We start from the raw sequence: 14,774 nt of genomic DNA, 5'->3' as shown, positions 1-14,774 counted from the left end.
GTCGGCGTCGGCACCGTCCTCAATCCGCGCCAGTTGGACGCCGCGCGGAAAGCGGGCGCGCGCTTCGCGGTTTCGCCCGGCGCGAGCGAGGCCCTGCTGGACGCCGCCGCCGCGTCCGAGGCGCCGCTCCTGCCGGGCGTCGCGAACGCTTCGGAAGCCATGCGGCTGATCGAGCGCGGCTATCGCTTCGCCAAATTCTTTCCGGCCGAACCAGCGGGCGGCGCGCCCTATCTCAAGGCGCTGTCCTCGCCGCTGCCGCAGCTACGGTTCTGCCCCACGGGCGGCGTGACGTTGGAAAGCGCGCCAAAATATCTCGCGCTTCCGAATGTCGTCTGCGTCGGCGGCTCCTGGATGCTCAAGGCTGAAACCGTTGCGGCGCAAGACTGGGCCGCCATCGCCGCCGCAAGCCGCAGGGCGGCGCAATTGCCGACAGCCTGAGCGCGGCCCGTCGACGCATTCGCAGCCTTGGGCCAGGCCTGAACGTCGTCGTCCTGAAAGGAAGAGGAACAGGCGTGCGAACCAAAGCGGCGCGCCTGTCGCCGGAATTCATCCTCGGAAAGGCAAGATGTCGCCTGACTTCCTCGCTCAAATCACTGGATCTTTCGCCATGCCAGCCGGAGAAAACCCGACGGTGGCTATCGTCGAGGCGGCCTACCGCCACCACGGCCTCAACTGGCGCTACATCAATTGCGAAGTCAGTCCGGAGAACCTGAAAGACGCCGTCGCCGGCGCCCGCGCCATGGATTGGGCGGGCTTCAACTGCTCCATCCCTCATAAAGTCGCCGTGATCACGCATCTCGACGCCCTGGGCGAATCCGCCAGGATCATCGGCGCGGTCAATACCGTCGTCCGGCGCGGGGCCAGGATGATCGGCGAAAACACCGATGGCAAAGGCTTCGTCAAGGCGATCCAGGAGATCGTCGATCCAAAGAGGACAAGAAGGTTGTCCTCTTTGGCGCCGGCGGCGCCGCGCGCGCCGTTGGCGTTGAAATGGCTCTCGCAGGCGCCGCGCAAATAACGGTCGTCAATCGTGGGCGCGAACGCGGCGAAGCCGTGGCGCGCCTCATCGCGGACAATAGTGCGGCGAGGTCCTGTTACAGGGAATGGAAGGGACCGTTCGCCATTCCGGAAGAGACAGATATTGTCATTCACGCCACATCGGTCGGCCTTTATCCAGATGTCGACGGTCTGCCCGACATTGACCTGACGACGTTGCGTCCAACGATGATTGTCGCCGACGGCATCCACAATCCGCCGCGCACGCGCCTCATTCGCGCCGCCGAATCCGCGGGCTGCCGGACGGCGGATGGCCTGGGCATGCTGGTGAATCAGGCCGTCATCGGGATCAAGTGCTGGACCGGCGTCGACGTTGATCCTTCGGTCATGCGCCGGGCCTTGATCGACCTCGAGCTTTGAGACCGCGTCGCTCAATTCGATCTGAAGGGCGCAGGATTGCTCGGCTCAAACCGCCGGACGGCTTAACCCTGACCCATGACCGCCTAGCCTTTCACCGCGCTTCTGAAGGCGGCCGAAAGCGCGGCAAGAGCGTCGCGCGGGCGGCCGTCCTTGGCCCTCGTGTGAAGCAGGACCGGCAAGCGCGGCAAATCGGGAAGCCCGAGCTTGGCGCCCACGTCAACCGCGCCAAACGGCAGCATGCGCGGCGCCAATGCAGCGATGCCGAGCCCGGCCATGACGGCCGCCGCGACGGCCCTGACGCCGCCGCCGACGAACACTTCGATCCAGGGGACGCCAGCCGCATCGAGCAACTGGCTGGCCATGGCCCGCACGCCGCAGGGCTCGGCCATCGTCGCGACCGGCAGAGGTTCGTGCGCGAGACGCCGCCAGCCCGGCGCTGCGAACCAGCCGAATTTTTCTTCGGTCAGAACTTCCCCGTCGTCTCGCCCGGCATGCTGGCGGACGATCACCGTGTCGAGTTCCCGCCGGTCGAAGCTTTGCAGCAAATCGCCCGACGATCCGATCCGGATTTCGATCGACAGTTGTGGGTCTTGCGTGTTCATGCGCGCGATGAGCGCGGGGAGCTCCGGTCCCGCAACATGATCGCTGATGCCTATGGTGAGCCTCTGCCGGGCGCCGGCAAAGACGGCTAGCGCGCGATCGTTTGCGTCCAGGAGTTCGCGCGCGCGCTGGAGGAATGCCGCGCCCCGCGCCGAAAGCTGCACGTATCGGGGCGTCCGCTCGACGAGCCGGCAGCCGAGCCTCTCTTCGAGCCGCTTCAGCTTCAAACTGACCGCCGCTTGCGTCGTCCCCATGGCCTCGGCGGCGCGCGTAAAACTGCCAAGCTCGGCGATGCGGAGGAAAGCCTGGACGGCGTCCAGGTCGAGAGGAGGTTCAGCCATTTAAAATCATTATCTCTGATATTAAGATTGATAGCATATCAAAATGATAACGCGACGTCTAATGTCTGTTCCAGACAATCTGGAAAGGATCCGCGATGCCGCTCGTTCACATATCGCTGCGCGCCGGAAAGCCGGAAGCCTATCGACAGGCGATCTTTGACGGCCTTTACCGCGCGATGCGCGAAACGTTCAGCGTGCCCGAAGGCGACCAATTCATGTCGATAACGGAGCATGACGCCGCAAACTTCCGCTATGGCGCGTCTTACCTCGGCCTCGCCCGAAGCGACGATCTCGTGCTGATCCAGATCACCGCGAACAACACCAGGACCATGGAACAGAAGAAAGCCCTGTTCCGCCGGATCGCGGCGCTGCTCGGGGAAAGCCCCGGCCTCCGTCCGGAGGACGTGTTTGTGAGCCTGGTCGAGGTCGCGAAGGAAAATTGGTCCCTCGGCCACGGTCTGGCGCAATACGCCTGAGGCGGCGCGATGGAGCGCTATGGCCAGCCCGGTCGCGAACGCACGCATTTCCGCATTGGAGGCGTCGAACATGCTTATCAATTTGCGTAATCAGATAGGAACGCTCGCCGGCCGGCTGACCGGAGCCATCGCGCGCTTGCGCCACGCCAAAGCCGCCAAAATAACCGACGCGTTCCCGGGCTCTCGTTGGTGCGATCATATCGAGCGCGAGATCAACAACCAGATCATCGACGGCTGCCCGCGGGGCGGAAGCCGTTGGCGGTGACCGCGATCGGCGCGCTCCGGTCGCACGAGGGCCGCTTGACCCGGCGCGGGCGATCGCGGCCGAAATGAATTTCGGCGCTGGCTGAGGCTCCGCCGCGCCTCATCAGGCAAGCAGCACCAATTTGCCCATGGTCGTCCGGTTTTCCAGGGCTCGATGCGCTTCCGCCGCCTGCTCCAGAGGAAATGCGCCGCCGATGGTCACATCCAAACCGCCGGCGACGATCAGATCGAACAAATGGCGCAGATCACGCCCAAGCGCTTGCGGCGTGAGCAAGGGCGCGAAGGCGAAGCCGGTCAAAGACTGATTCTTGAAGATCATGCCGAGCAACTCCGGCGCGCCAAGGGCGAAGCTCTGAATGTTGAGCGCGCCGTAAATGACGATGCGGCCAAGCGGCGCGAGCGCGGCGAGGCTGTCGGCCATCACTTTGCCGCCGACGGATTCGTAGATTACATCCGGGCCCGCGTCACCGGTGGCGCGACGCAAATCGTCGAGCCAATCGGCCTTCGTGTAATTCACCCCGGCGTCGGCGCCGAGCTTTTTGGCGAATTCGAGCTTTTCGCGCGAACTCGCGGCAGCGACGATGGTTTTCGCTCCCGCCTTGCCGGCCATTTGCACGAGCAGCGACCCGACGCCGCCGGCCGCGGCGTTGATCAGGATATTCTTGCCCTTCGGATCTGCCTGACGGATCAGATACAAGGCGGTCAGGCCCTGAACCTGCACGGCGGCGGCGATTTCGAAGGAAATGTCGTCCGGCAGCGGAACCGCGAGAGACGCCGGAAGAACCGCATATTCGGCATAGGCGCCGGTGATCGCGCCGGCGGCGAATAGCGGCGCCGCCACGCGCTGGCCGATCGACAGGCCAGAGACGCTGGAACCCAGCGCGGCGATTTCGCCGGCGCCTTCCGAGCCGAGCACGGCGGGAAGCTCTGGCGTCACCACATATTTGGCCTGCCGGGCGAGGGTTTCGGCGAAATTGACGCCAATGGCCCGCAGCCGCACGAGAACTTCGCCCTCGCCCGGCGCCGGCGTCGCGCGCTCGACCGTTTCGAGAACGTCGGGGCCGCCGAAACTTTTGATCTGGATCGCACGCATGGAGAACCTCTTTAGTCCGGTTTCATCGCGCGCAATCTAGATCTATGATGCGGCGTGGAACTACGAACTCTTTCGTGCGCTACACACCGGAAGGTGAGCATGACCGATCCCATCAAGCGCCTGCCGTCCCTGCCTGCCGAGCGCGCCCTGAAAGTCATCGCCGGGCGGTGGAAGCCGATCGTTCTCTATCACCTCTACGGCGGCCCGCTGCGCCTTTCCGAATTGCAGCGCTTGATGCCGGCGGCGAGCCAGAAGGTGCTGATCCAGCAATTGCGCGAAATGGAAGGGCACGGAATCGTCCGCCGCGAGGCCTTCGCCGAAGTTCCCGTCCGCGTGGAATATAGCGCCACGCCGCTTGGCGTGAGTTTACAGCCGGTGTTGCTGGCTTTGTGCGAATGGGGTCGCCGCCACGCAGCGGAGCTTGACGAACTCGACCGGTTGACCGAATGCGCTGCGGACCCGGCGTGGGCTGGACGGCTCGACGAAGCCGCCGAATAATCTGTTTTCGCAAAAGATCGAGACTGTTTTGAGCAGCGGTCGCCCCGGCGCTTGTCATTTGTATACTAATCAGTACACTATGAGCCATACAGTACATGAGGATGTCCCATGTCGATCAAGCCCCCATTCACGCGCGAGACCGCGATCCAGAAGATCCGCTTGGCGGAAGATGGCTGGAACAGCCGCGATCCGCAGCGCGTGTCGCTGGTTTATACGCCTGACAGCATCTGGCGGAACCGCGCGGAATTCCCGCGCGGCCGCCAGCAGATCGTCGAATTTCTGACCCGCAAATGGACGCGGGAGCTGGATTATCGCCTGATCAAGGAGCTTTGGACTTTTGGCGAGGATCGGATCGCGGTGCGTTTCGCCTATGAATGGCACGACGATTCCGGCCAGTGGTTTCGCTCCTATGGCAACGAGAACTGGGAGTTCGACGGCGAGGGCCTGATGCAGCGCCGCTTCGCCTCGATCAACGATTTGCCGATCAAGGAAAGCGAGCGCAAGTTCTTCTGGCCGCTGGGCCGCCGACCGGACGACCATCCGGGACTTTCCGACCTCGGGCTTTAAGGCCTTTTGTCGCGTGGCGCGGTTGGTTCACGAAAAATCCGACGTCGTGCCGATGATCGCGGAAGTGTTTCGCGAATTCGGCTATGAGGGCGCCTCGCTCGGCCGCATCACCGAGCGCACGGGGCTGGGCAAGGGCAGCCTCTATCACTTCTTCCCCGGCGGCAAGGAGGAGATGGCGCGCGAAATTCTTGCCCATGTCGATCATTGGTTCGTCGAAAATGTCTTCCGGCCGCTGGAGCGCGACGTCCCGCGCGAAGCGATCGAGAACATGTGGGCCGCGACAGCGGGTTATTTTCATTCCGGGCGGCGAATCTGCCTTGTCGGCGCTTTTGCCCTGGATGAAACACGCGAGCCTTTCGCCTCTGAAATCAGGCTCTATTTCGCGCGATGGATTAAGGCGTTGCGCGGCGCCATGGCGCGCGGCGGCGTCGATGCGCGCGAAGCGCGTCTGCTCGCCGAAGCCACGGTCGGCGGCATTCAGGGCGCGCTGGTGCTCGCGCGCGCCATGAACGATCCGAAAATCTTTACGCGGCGGCTTGCCCGCATGGCGGATGAGATCGACCGCGCCCTGTCCGCAGCCAAGGGCCCGCGCTGAACGCCCTCAGATTCCCGCATACCATTCGTAGCCGCGATCCGGCCAGAAGCCGCCCTTGCCGCGGCCAAAGCCGTCGATCCGCTCCACCAATTCGATGCGCATCACATATTTGGCCTGCTTGTATCCTAGCTGCCGTTCGACGCGCAGTCGCGCCGGCGCGCCATGGCCGACCGAGAGCGGCGCGCCGTTGAGGCTATGAGCAAGAATGGTCTGCGGATGAAAGGCGTCGACCAGATCGATGCTTTCGTAATATTGGCCGGTTCCATCGTCTGCGCGTTCGTAGAAATCCGCGCAATGGAAGAGGACGAAGCGCGCCGCTGGCAGCGGGGCCGCGCGCTTGAGAATTTCCGCGAGCGGCGCCCCTTGCCATTGGCCGATGGCGCTCCAGCCTTCGACGCAATCGTGCCTGGTGATTTGCGTGCGCTGCGGCAGGGCGTGGAGATCGGCGAGCGACAGGGACAGACGATTGACCGTGAGTCCATCAACAATCAGGCGCCAGTTGGCGAAATTCTCGGCGAGCAACGCCTCATATTCCGGCGTGTCGGGCCGGTGCGTGCCATTGACCTTGAAGTCGGGCGAAATGTCCTTCGCGGAAAATTCCCGCGCCAGCGCGTTGCGGCCGAGCAGGCGCTGCGCGCCATAGGTCAGATATTGCGCGTTGCCGATCAGGTCCTCGAAGCTCGGAACATCGGCGAGGCGGCCGGAAAAGGCCAGTGCGGCGGCGCCGAGGCCGACGGCGCCCAGGCCGAGAAATTTACGACGCGGAAGGAGAATCGGGCTCACGGGTTTCCTCCGGAAGGATCTTGAGTTTGCCGGTTATCATCGAGCGAATTTCATTGATCGGACCGGCGAGAACGACCATGAGCAGGTGGACGACGATGAACAGGACGATGAGATTGGCGGCGACGAAATGCAGCGTGCGCGCCGATTGCCGACCGCCGAACAGATCGACGAGCCACGGAAAGATCGCATCCATGCCCGGCGACATGGTCATGCCGGTCAGCGCGACCAAGGGCAGCACGATGCCGATCACCCCAAGATAGGCGAGCTTTTGCAGCGGATTGTAATGGCGCGCGGCCTCGCCTTGCGGAAACTGCAACTTGAGATGGTGGACGGCATCTTGCAGCAGCGCCTTCGGGCGCAATTGCGCGCGGCTCGGCAACAGGTCGCGGCGCAAATGGCCGCTGGTCAGACCGAAGAGGTAATAGGCGGCGAGATTGCAGACGAAAAGCCACGCGAAGAAAAAGTGCCAGCGCCGGGCAAGCCCCAGGTCGCGCGGACCGGGTAGGGTCGCCCAATAGGGAAAGGCGCGTTCATGCCAGTCGCCATCGGCGTCCCGGACTGCGCCAAGCACGCCGGTTGTTTCGAAACGCTTGTCGCGGAAACGGATGAATCCACGGGGCATGTCGGCGTCGCTTGAGGTCGAGCCGATCTCGAAAGCGGCCGGGTCGCGGTCCGATCCAGATTGCCCCCAATAGAGCGCTGGATGAGCCATGAAAATATTCAGGCCACTCATCAGCAGGCCAAAAATGCAGGCGGCGTTGACCCAATGGGTGACGCGTGTGACGAACGCGTGCCGTGCGACGAAAATCTTCTTTCGCGTTTGGGTGGCGGCCTGAAGCGGGAGAACGTCGGTCATGATGACAACCTGACAAGAATTGGAGTTGGGGCGCCCGCGCGGCGAGACGCGCATTGGGCGCCCCGAAAGGCGCCTTACTTGTCGCCCTTCATTGCATCGCCCTTCATGGCGTCGCCTTTCATCTTGTCGGCCTTCATAGCGTCGCCTTTCATGGCGTCGCCTTTCATCTTGTCGCCCTTCATGGCGTCGCCCTTCATGGCGTCGGCCTTCATGGCGTCGCCCTTCATCGCATCCTGCGCAAAAGACGGGACGGCGAAAATCGCCGCCGAAGCGAATAGAGCGCAGGCGGCGAAGCGAGTGGCGAGGGTCTTGGCGTTCATAGTCTTCTCCTGTTTCAAACGATGCGGCGGCGCCGCGTGGGTTTCGGACATCCCGGACGAGGGACGGCGACACGACAGGTCGTCGCCGCGGTCTCGTTCCGCGAAGGGGCGGCGCCAATGACCGGTGCTTTGTACGCCTCGGCCATTCGATGACGGATTCGCTTGCGGTCGCCCTCCGTCACTTCCCCTTACGGAGGCGATACGGAATTTGTTTCACGGCGCGGCGGTCATTTTCGCGCGGCGGGGCGCGCCAAGTATTCTTGTAACCGGTTGTTTTAAAGCTATTTACTGAATCATATCGCGTTCCCCAGGCTGCGCGGCGCGCATCAAAAAAAGACCTTCCCGGAATCTGCAACAATAAGGAAAGCCCGGGTTTGCTTGGGATAATCTGATGCAGCCCCCCTGCTTCGTCGCAAGCGATGTAACGCGATCCGATCGCCGTTCGTAACGACATGCAGACGCCGCGTCGCGGCGCGAGGAGTTCTCCCATGACGACGAAACGACATTCTTTCTCGGCGCCCATTATCGGAACGTCTGGATCCAAACCGTCCTTCACCCGACGGCAGAGCCTCGCCGCCACGCTCGCCGGCGCCGCGGCTTTCGGCCTCGGCGTCGAAGGCGTCCGCGCGGCTGAAGAATCCCTTCCGGTCGAGGGCGCGATGCCGCCGCTGGCGACCGGCGGGCTTTGGATCAATTCCGCGCCGCTGACCCGCGAAGCCCTGCGCGGCAAGGTCGTGCTGGTCGATTTCTGGACTTACTCTTGTGTCAATTGCCAGCGCACGTTGCCTTATGTGCGTGATTGGCACGCTAAATATCGCGATCGCGGCCTCGTGGTGATCGGCGTGCACACGCCGGAATTCGCCTATGAGAAGGACGCGGACAATGTCCGTCGCGCCGTAGCGAAATTAGGCATTTCCTATCCGGTCGCTCTCGACAACGACTATGCCAACTGGCGCGCCTACGGGAATCAATATTGGCCGGCCTTTTATTTTGTCGACGCGCAAGGCCGGATCCGTCGTCGCCATTTCGGCGAGGGCGAATATGAGCGCAACGAAGCCGCCATTCGCCAATTGCTCGCCGAAGCCCGCCAAGGCGCCGGCGCGGGCTGAACGCGGCGTCTGGTCGCGGCGAGGCCGCACGCTGATCATAACCTTATTATGCTCTTTAACAGGTTATGATCAGCCCGCCGGACTCCTGCGGCGATAAGCCGCCTGTTTGGCGCGATTGCCGCACATGGCCATGCTGCACCAGCGCCGCGCCTTGCCGCGCGTCGTGTCGAGGAACAGCAGGGTGCAACCTTCGCCCTCGCATTGTTTCGTCTGCGCGAAATCGGCCGTGCAGACCAATTCGGCCATGGCGGCGGCGATGGGCTGCAGCAGAGCCGCCGGCGTCGGGTTGGCGCGCCGCTCCGCCAGCAGGAAGGGCGGAGACGCCTCGGGCGCCGGAGCGATCTGGCTGTAACGCGCATCGCGGGCGAGGAGGGCGTTGAGCGGCGCCAAAACGTCGAGATCTTCAGGCTTGAGGCTGCTCCGCAGGCGCGGCGTGACAAAGTCGCGAAACCATTCGCGCAAGGCGCGGGCCTGCGCCGCCGCGGCGTCGATCTCGCCGGGCGCAGCTTGCCGCCGCACCATTTCAACATCGTCGGGCGTCACAAGACGCGCGGCTTCCATCCAGCGCAGGAAAGCCTCGCCGTCGTCGAGCCAGTCCAACACGACAGCGCCGGGTTTGGCTCTCGTATTGAGGAAATCGAGTCCGGCGGCGTCGGCGACGAAAAGGGCGGGAGGCAGCGATTGTTGCACTTTGCGAAAAACTCCTTTTCGCGGCAGGCGGCGCTTTTCCGAGCATGACCGCTCCGGACGGCGTTGACAAGTTACTCATCGGGCCATAACCCTATTGATGCAATTTAAACGGTTATCCCCTTCGTTCAAGGAGTCTCGCTATGTTCCCAGTCCGCTACCAAACCATCAATGTCGACGGCCTCGACATTTTCTACCGCGAGGCCGGCGCGGCCGAAGCCCCGGTCCTGTTGCTGCTGCATGGTTTTCCCAGCGCCTCGCACATGTTCCGCGATCTGATCCCGCTGCTGGCGGGAAAATTCCGGCTCATCGCCCCCGATCTTCCGGGCTTCGGCCAATCCGCTCAGCCGCCGCGCGAGAAATTCGCCTATACTTTCGACGCCCTGGCGGATGTCATGGCCCGTTTCACAGAAAAACTCGGCCTGACGCGTTACGCCGTTTACGTGTTCGATTATGGAGCGCCGGTCGGTTTGCGCCTCGCGCTGAAAAATCCCGAGCGCATCGCCGCCATCGTGACCCAGAACGGCAACGCCTATGTCGAGGGCGTTTCGGAGGCCTTCGCGCCGATCAAGGCCTATTGGGACGCGCCGAACGCGGACAACCGCAATGCGCTGCGGGCTTTCCTCGCGCCGCAAACCACCCTGTTTCAATACACACAGGGCGCCGCTGACCCCGCGCTGGTCTCGCCCGACGGCCGCAATCTCGACGATTTCTATCTGGCCCGTCCGGGCAATGATGAGATCCAGCTCGACCTGTTCCTCGACTATCGAAGCAATGTCGCCGCCTATGAGGCGTTCCACGCCTATTTCCGCGCGCATAAGCCGCCGCTGCTCGCAGTCTGGGGCCGCAACGATCCCTTCTTCGTCCCTGCGGGCGCCGAAGCGTTCAAGCGCGACTTGCCCGACGCGGAGATCCGTTTCTATGACGCCGGCCATTTCGCCCTGGAGACCCACGCCCGCGAGATCGCCAAGGCGATCGAGAGCTTCCTCGCCAAAGTCTTCGCTCATGAAATGGGAGCGGCGGCATGACCGAGGCGCTGCATCCGATCGCCCCGCCGCACGGCGAGAATGTCCCGGCGACTTCGATCGTCCGCGCCTTTTATGAACGGCTCGCGACCGGCGACGTGGAGGGTCTCATGGCGCTGCTGGCGCCGGACCTGGAATGGACTGAATCGGAAAGCTTCCCCTATTACAGCGGCACATGGCGGACGCCGGACGAAGTGCTCGAAAAGCTGCTGGTCCCGCTCTCGCGCGACTGGGTGGATTTTTCGGTCCGGCCATCGGAATTCATCGCGGACGCCGATCGTGTTGTGACCATCGGCGCCTATGCCGGCGTCCATCGCGCCACGGGCAAGCCGATGCGCGCCGCTTTCGCGCATCTCTGGCGCGTGCGTCAGGGCAAGATCGCGCGTTTCGACATGGTCGCCGATGCGGGGCCGATACTGAGAGCCATGGCGTGAACGCGCTCCACCACGATGCGCGATCGGAATCGGTCGCGCTGGTCACTGGCGCCAGCCGCGGCATCGGCCGCGCTGTCGCCTTGCGTCTGGCGGAGGATTTTTCCGCGGTGGTCGCCGTCGCTCGCGGCGGGGATGCGCTGGAGGAAACCGCCGCCGCCATCGAGGCGGCCGGCGCGCGCGTTTTGCCGCTGGCGCTCGACCTGCGTGAACGGGAAGCGCCGGCGCAAGTTGTTGTCCGGACGCTCGAACAATTCGGCCGCATCGACGCCTTGGTCAATGTCGCCGGCGCCGTGCCGCAGAAGGATCTCTTCGTTCTGACAGACGAGGAATGGGAGGACGGCCTGTCGCTGAAATTCCACGGCGCGCGGCGGTTGACCCTGTGCGCCTGGGACGCGCTGAAGGCGGCGAAGGGCGCCGTCGTGCTGACCTCCGGCGCCAGCGCGCTGGCGCCAAAGGCCTCACTGGCGGCGGTGGCCACAATCAACGCCGCCATCTCGGCGCTGGCCAAGGCGTTCTCCGAGCGTGGGATCAAGGAAGGCGTGCAGGTCAACAGCCTGCTTCCAGGCCCGGTCATGACCAACCGTCGGCGCTCGATGCTGGCCCTCTATGGCGAGACCCACGGGCTGTCGCTCGAAGCCGCCAGTCAGCGCTTTATCGAGGAGGCCGGCGTCAGCCGCTATGGCGCTCCGGAGGAAATCGCCGAACTGGTCGCCTTTCTGGTGTCGCCGGCGGCGCGCTGGATGACCGGCGTCGCCGTCCGCATGGATGGCGGCGAAGCGAAAGCTGTTTGACGAGGCGCTCATGGCGTTCACAAGAAGCTTTTTGCATCCGCAGTGACGAGGAGACTTGCGATGACCGAACATCCATTTGGCGACCGCACGATCAGTCGTCGTCGGCTGCTCGCGCAAGCAGGATCCGCTGTCGCGGTAGCCGGAATATTGGGCGACGTCGCGCCTGCCCGCGCTCGCTCGGAGCGCGTTCTGGCTGTCGCCTTCGACGCTTTCACCATTTTCGATCCGCGTTCGCCGGCCGCAGCGGTCGAGGAATGTTTCCCGGGCCGCGGCAAGGAGATCTTCTCCACTTGGCGCTCGCGTCAGTTCGAATATTGCTGGCTCAGGACGCTGAACAGGGATTATGCGGACTTTCGGCAAGTCACGGAGGAGGCGCTGATTTTCGCATGCAAGTCGGCGAAGGTCGAATTGGACGCCTCGGCGCGGGCCAAACTGATGGACGCGGCTTTCGCGTTCAAGCCTTGGCCCGACTCGGTCGCCGCATTGAGGTCCATGCGAAATTCAGGAAAGCGCCTCGCCTATGTGTCCAACCTGACCCCGGAAATACTCGCAAGGCTGAGCGACGCGGCAGGAATAACGGACCTTTTCGAGCACCGCTTGAGCACTGATCTGGTGAAGGCTTACAAACCCGATCCTCGCGCTTATCAAATGGCGGAGACGGCGTTTGGTTTGCCCCGAGACAAGATTGTCTTCGCCGCCTTCGGCGGTTGGGACGCCGCGGGAGCAAAAGCCTTTGGCCTCACAACCTTCTGGGTAAACCGTCTCGATGCGCCGCTGGAGGAGCTGGGCGTGCGGCCGGATGCGATTGGCGCCGACCTCGTCGAACTGGCGAAATTTGTCGGCTAGCGTCGCGGCGCCAACGACGATGTGGATTGAAAATCGGCGAAGCCCGCCTTCGCCGGGAGGGGAGCGAAGGCGGGCGAAACCGGCGGCAAGATGCGTTTCAAGTCCTGCTGCCGGATCGTTCCGCGGTCAGGCCGCGTCGGCGTCGGCGACCGCCGGGAAGTCAATCTCCGTCTTGGCGACGTTGTTGTAGAAATTGGTCAGGACGTTCAAAGCGACATGGCCGACAATGTCGAGGATCTCCGCGTCGGAAAATCCGGCGGCGCGCACAGTCGCGAGATCCGCGTCGGCGACCTTGCCGCGGGTCTCCAGGACTTGGAGGGCGAAGCGCAAGGCCGCGCCCGCCTTCGGATCGGACGAGGCGCCTTTGCGGTTGAGGGCGATTTCGGCCGGATCGACATGGGCGAGATTGAGCGCAATATAACTATGCGCGGAAAGGCAATAATCGCACCCATTGGCCTGCGCGACGGCGATCGCGATCCGTTCGCGGGTCTTGGCGTCCAATGTCTTTCTCAGCGCGCCGGACAGGCCGGTCAGGCCCTCGAGCGCGGCGGGGCTCTGCGCGACAAGGCGGAAAAGATTGGGAACGACGCCGAACTGGTTGTGAACGGCGTCAAGCGTGGGTCGCGCGGCGGCGGGCGCCATTTCGGGGGTCGGAATAGTAAATCTCATCTATATCCTCTCGATCTGGCGTGATTGTCTTCGGTCGCCATGAGAGAAATTTATTATATGTCACAAAAATGAGTAGAGCTGAAAGTATAGAATCACAATTGCGAAAGGCGAGAAAATGGACCGCATCGAGGCCATGAGCATATTTGTCGCCGTCGTGGAGACGGGCAGTTTTTCCGGCGCCAGCCGAAAGCTCGATCTGTCCCTGGCGACCGTCAGCCGTAAAGTCGCCGATCTGGAGGATCATCTGAAAACGCGGCTGTTGACCCGCTCCACCCGCAAGATCGCGGTCACGGAGGCGGGCCAGAATTTCCTGGTCGCCAGCCGGCAAATTCTGGAACAAATCGAGGAGGCGGAGCGCGCCGCCGCGGGAGAGTTTTCAGCGCCCCGGGGCGACTTGACGCTTACGGCGCCGGTCTGTTTCGGCCGTCTGCATGTCGGGCCGGTGATCCACGACTTTCTCGCGACTTTTCCCGAAATCAACATCAAGCTCATTCTGTCCGACCGGAATCTGCATCTCATCGACGACCATGTCGATCTGGCGATCAGGATCGGCGCGCTACCGGACAGCGCCATGATGGCGACGCGCCTGGGCGGCGTCCGCCATATCCTTTGCGGCAGTCCCGCCTATTTCGCCGACAGAGGTGAACCGAACACGCCCGCCGACCTTGAAGGTCACGCCTGCATCACGTTCGATGCGCTGGATTCTGCGAAAAGCTGGTGTTTCCATAGCGACGGAAAAGTGTTGGAGCAGCCGGTGCAAAGCCGGTACGTCGTCGACGGCGCATGGGCGGCGATTGATGCGGCGGCCGCTCATCTGGGCGTCGTGCGCGTCTTGTCCTATCAGGCGGACGCCGCGATCCAGTCGGGCGCAGTCAAGGAAATATTGGCGGATTACGCGCCCGATCCGCTGCCAGTCAATTTCGTCTATGCAGGCCAGGGCCTGATCCCCTTCAAAACCCGCTGCTTCATAGAATATGCGGCGCCGCGCATCCGCAAGTCTCTGGCGGACGCAAAATAAGACGAGGCTCCCGGTGGGGAGCCTCGTCGCGCGCTGGAGATATTGCGTTCAGCGCTTTCCGCAAATTTCTCCGGTATTGACGTCGATGAGATCGTCAGCGCCGGCGAAACTGCCCAAGATCTGCGCGCCATTCGCCGGAATGCAAGTCCGGGACGGCTGGGATGTGGAGGTTTCCGCATGCGCTTGCATCGCGCGGGGATTGACGTTCTTCCCGCCGGTCTTGGCGGCGGCAATCTGAACTCCGAACAGCATGAAGGCGGCTAAGCCAAAGGCGACGTTTTTGGTAATATTGCGGCCAGTCTGAGAATTGTTTTCGGTGTTCCTCGTGAACATATCCGTCTCCTGAGTAACGGGTACAGTTGCCGGATCGCTGGATTTATTGTCGA

General features: G+C 63.1%; 21 protein-coding genes and 1 pseudogene. 14 read left to right on the top strand and 8 right to left on the bottom strand.

Translation table 11 applies throughout. From position 1 onward, the window contains the following. The 3 genes from eda to ACE3S9_RS00890 all read left to right on the top strand — a co-directional run. Positions 1–438 (top strand): bifunctional 4-hydroxy-2-oxoglutarate aldolase/2-dehydro-3-deoxy-phosphogluconate aldolase (gene eda, locus ACE3S9_RS00900; RefSeq protein WP_374544543.1); only part of this gene is annotated, 438 nt, incomplete at its 5' end. Between the two features lie 169 nt (positions 439–607). After that, positions 608–1,018 (top strand): shikimate dehydrogenase, encoded by a 411-nt coding sequence (locus ACE3S9_RS00895; protein WP_374544542.1) that lies wholly within the window; start codon positions 608–610, stop codon positions 1,016–1,018. Further along, positions 991–1,416, top strand: coding sequence for a shikimate dehydrogenase (locus ACE3S9_RS00890; protein WP_374544541.1), 426 nt, complete (start codon positions 991–993; stop codon positions 1,414–1,416). Before ACE3S9_RS00895 ends, ACE3S9_RS00890 begins: the two co-directional genes overlap by 28 nt. A gap of 83 nt (positions 1,417–1,499) precedes the next feature. Here ACE3S9_RS00890 and ACE3S9_RS00885 read toward each other — a convergent pair whose 3' ends face one another. Further along, positions 1,500–2,357 (bottom strand): LysR family transcriptional regulator, encoded by an 858-nt coding sequence (locus tag ACE3S9_RS00885; RefSeq protein WP_374544540.1) that lies wholly within the window; start codon positions 2,355–2,357, stop codon positions 1,500–1,502. A gap of 95 nt (positions 2,358–2,452) precedes the next feature. Here ACE3S9_RS00885 and ACE3S9_RS00880 point away from each other — a divergent pair, with 95 nt between their 5' ends. Beyond that, a complete protein-coding gene (locus tag ACE3S9_RS00880; protein ID WP_374544539.1) occupies positions 2,453–2,833 on the top strand; it encodes a tautomerase family protein in 381 nt (126 codons plus the stop codon). A 19-nt stretch (positions 2,834–2,852) separates the two neighbouring features. After that, the gene (locus ACE3S9_RS00875) at positions 2,853–3,098 is read left to right on the top strand and encodes a hypothetical protein (protein ID WP_374544538.1); all 246 of its coding nucleotides are present in this window, start codon (positions 2,853–2,855) and stop codon (positions 3,096–3,098) included. Positions 3,099–3,200: 102 nt separating this feature from the next. Here ACE3S9_RS00875 and ACE3S9_RS00870 read toward each other — a convergent pair whose 3' ends face one another. After that, positions 3,201–4,190, bottom strand: coding sequence for a zinc-binding alcohol dehydrogenase family protein (locus ACE3S9_RS00870; protein ID WP_374544537.1), 990 nt, complete (start codon positions 4,188–4,190; stop codon positions 3,201–3,203). A gap of 99 nt (positions 4,191–4,289) precedes the next feature. On the opposite strand from ACE3S9_RS00870, the gene ACE3S9_RS00865 reads away from it, so the two are divergent. The 3 genes from ACE3S9_RS00865 (at position 4,290) to ACE3S9_RS00855 (ending at position 5,850) form a co-directional block, all read left to right on the top strand. Then, positions 4,290–4,688, top strand: coding sequence for a winged helix-turn-helix transcriptional regulator (locus ACE3S9_RS00865; RefSeq protein ID WP_374544536.1), 399 nt, complete (start codon positions 4,290–4,292; stop codon positions 4,686–4,688). A gap of 108 nt (positions 4,689–4,796) precedes the next feature. Next, the gene (locus ACE3S9_RS00860; RefSeq protein ID WP_374544535.1) at positions 4,797–5,255 is read left to right on the top strand and encodes a DUF1348 family protein; all 459 of its coding nucleotides are present in this window, start codon (positions 4,797–4,799) and stop codon (positions 5,253–5,255) included. Between the two features lie 13 nt (positions 5,256–5,268). Beyond that, positions 5,269–5,850 (top strand): TetR/AcrR family transcriptional regulator, encoded by a 582-nt coding sequence (locus tag ACE3S9_RS00855; protein WP_374544534.1) that lies wholly within the window; start codon positions 5,269–5,271, stop codon positions 5,848–5,850. Positions 5,851–5,856: 6 nt separating this feature from the next. Here the strand turns inward: ACE3S9_RS00855 and ACE3S9_RS00850 are convergent, their stop codons facing one another. The 3 genes from ACE3S9_RS00850 to ACE3S9_RS00840 all read right to left on the bottom strand — a co-directional run bounded on the left by ACE3S9_RS00850 (position 5,857) and on the right by ACE3S9_RS00840 (position 7,809). Further along, positions 5,857–6,633: a molybdopterin-dependent oxidoreductase gene (locus tag ACE3S9_RS00850; protein WP_374544533.1), complete on the bottom strand. Its 777-nt coding sequence runs from the start codon at positions 6,631–6,633 to the stop codon at positions 5,857–5,859. Beyond that, the gene (locus ACE3S9_RS00845; RefSeq protein WP_374544532.1) at positions 6,605–7,489 is read right to left on the bottom strand and encodes a cytochrome b/b6 domain-containing protein; all 885 of its coding nucleotides are present in this window, start codon (positions 7,487–7,489) and stop codon (positions 6,605–6,607) included. The genes ACE3S9_RS00850 and ACE3S9_RS00845 overlap by 29 nt, the downstream gene beginning before the upstream one ends. 74 nt (positions 7,490–7,563) lie before the next feature. Then, positions 7,564–7,809, bottom strand: coding sequence for a pentapeptide MXKDX repeat protein (locus tag ACE3S9_RS00840; protein ID WP_374544531.1), 246 nt, complete (start codon positions 7,807–7,809; stop codon positions 7,564–7,566). Between the two features lie 629 nt (positions 7,810–8,438). Between ACE3S9_RS00840 and ACE3S9_RS00835 the strand changes: the two are divergent. Then, positions 8,439–8,918 (top strand): annotated as a pseudogene (locus ACE3S9_RS00835) (thioredoxin family protein); the annotation flags it as partial. A 69-nt stretch (positions 8,919–8,987) separates the two neighbouring features. Here ACE3S9_RS00835 and ACE3S9_RS00830 read toward each other — a convergent pair. Then, a complete protein-coding gene (locus tag ACE3S9_RS00830; protein ID WP_374544530.1) occupies positions 8,988–9,608 on the bottom strand; it encodes an ABATE domain-containing protein in 621 nt (206 codons plus the stop codon). 140 nt (positions 9,609–9,748) lie between these two features. Here ACE3S9_RS00830 and ACE3S9_RS00825 point away from each other — a divergent pair, with 140 nt between their 5' ends. Genes ACE3S9_RS00825 through ACE3S9_RS00810 form a run of 4 tightly spaced genes read left to right on the top strand, consistent with a single transcriptional unit; the run spans position 9,749 to position 12,701 of the window. Continuing rightward, entirely contained in the window at positions 9,749–10,633 is an 885-nt protein-coding gene (locus tag ACE3S9_RS00825) for an alpha/beta fold hydrolase (RefSeq protein ID WP_374544529.1), read from the top strand. Further along, on the top strand, positions 10,630–11,064 hold the full coding sequence (locus tag ACE3S9_RS00820; RefSeq protein ID WP_374544528.1) for a nuclear transport factor 2 family protein: 435 nt from the start codon (positions 10,630–10,632) through the stop codon (positions 11,062–11,064). Before ACE3S9_RS00825 ends, ACE3S9_RS00820 begins: the two co-directional genes overlap by 4 nt. Beyond that, positions 11,061–11,855: an SDR family oxidoreductase gene (locus ACE3S9_RS00815; protein ID WP_374544527.1), complete on the top strand. Its 795-nt coding sequence runs from the start codon at positions 11,061–11,063 to the stop codon at positions 11,853–11,855. Before ACE3S9_RS00820 ends, ACE3S9_RS00815 begins: the two co-directional genes overlap by 4 nt. A gap of 60 nt (positions 11,856–11,915) precedes the next feature. Continuing rightward, positions 11,916–12,701, top strand: a complete 786-nt coding sequence (locus ACE3S9_RS00810) for a haloacid dehalogenase type II (protein ID WP_374544526.1) — start codon at positions 11,916–11,918, stop codon at positions 12,699–12,701. 126 nt (positions 12,702–12,827) lie between these two features. Here ACE3S9_RS00810 and ACE3S9_RS00805 read toward each other — a convergent pair whose 3' ends face one another. Beyond that, on the bottom strand, positions 12,828–13,370 hold the full coding sequence (locus ACE3S9_RS00805) for a carboxymuconolactone decarboxylase family protein (RefSeq protein WP_374544525.1): 543 nt from the start codon (positions 13,368–13,370) through the stop codon (positions 12,828–12,830). A 115-nt stretch (positions 13,371–13,485) separates the two neighbouring features. Between ACE3S9_RS00805 and ACE3S9_RS00800 the strand changes: the two genes are divergently transcribed. Next, complete coding sequence (locus tag ACE3S9_RS00800; RefSeq protein ID WP_374544524.1) at positions 13,486–14,388, top strand: LysR family transcriptional regulator; 903 nt, start codon at positions 13,486–13,488, stop codon at positions 14,386–14,388. Positions 14,389–14,436: 48 nt separating this feature from the next. Here the strand turns inward: ACE3S9_RS00800 and ACE3S9_RS00795 are convergent, their stop codons facing one another. Then, the gene (locus tag ACE3S9_RS00795) at positions 14,437–14,721 is read right to left on the bottom strand and encodes a hypothetical protein (protein WP_374544523.1); all 285 of its coding nucleotides are present in this window, start codon (positions 14,719–14,721) and stop codon (positions 14,437–14,439) included. Between the last annotated feature and the right edge of the window lie 53 nt (positions 14,722–14,774).

It is taken from the genome of Rhodoblastus sp. (assembly GCF_041915505.1).
Lineage (GTDB): Bacteria > Pseudomonadota > Alphaproteobacteria > Rhizobiales > Beijerinckiaceae > Rhodoblastus.
The sequence above is the reverse complement of the archived record's forward strand: the minus strand, read 5'-3'. Positions and strand labels throughout refer to the sequence as shown.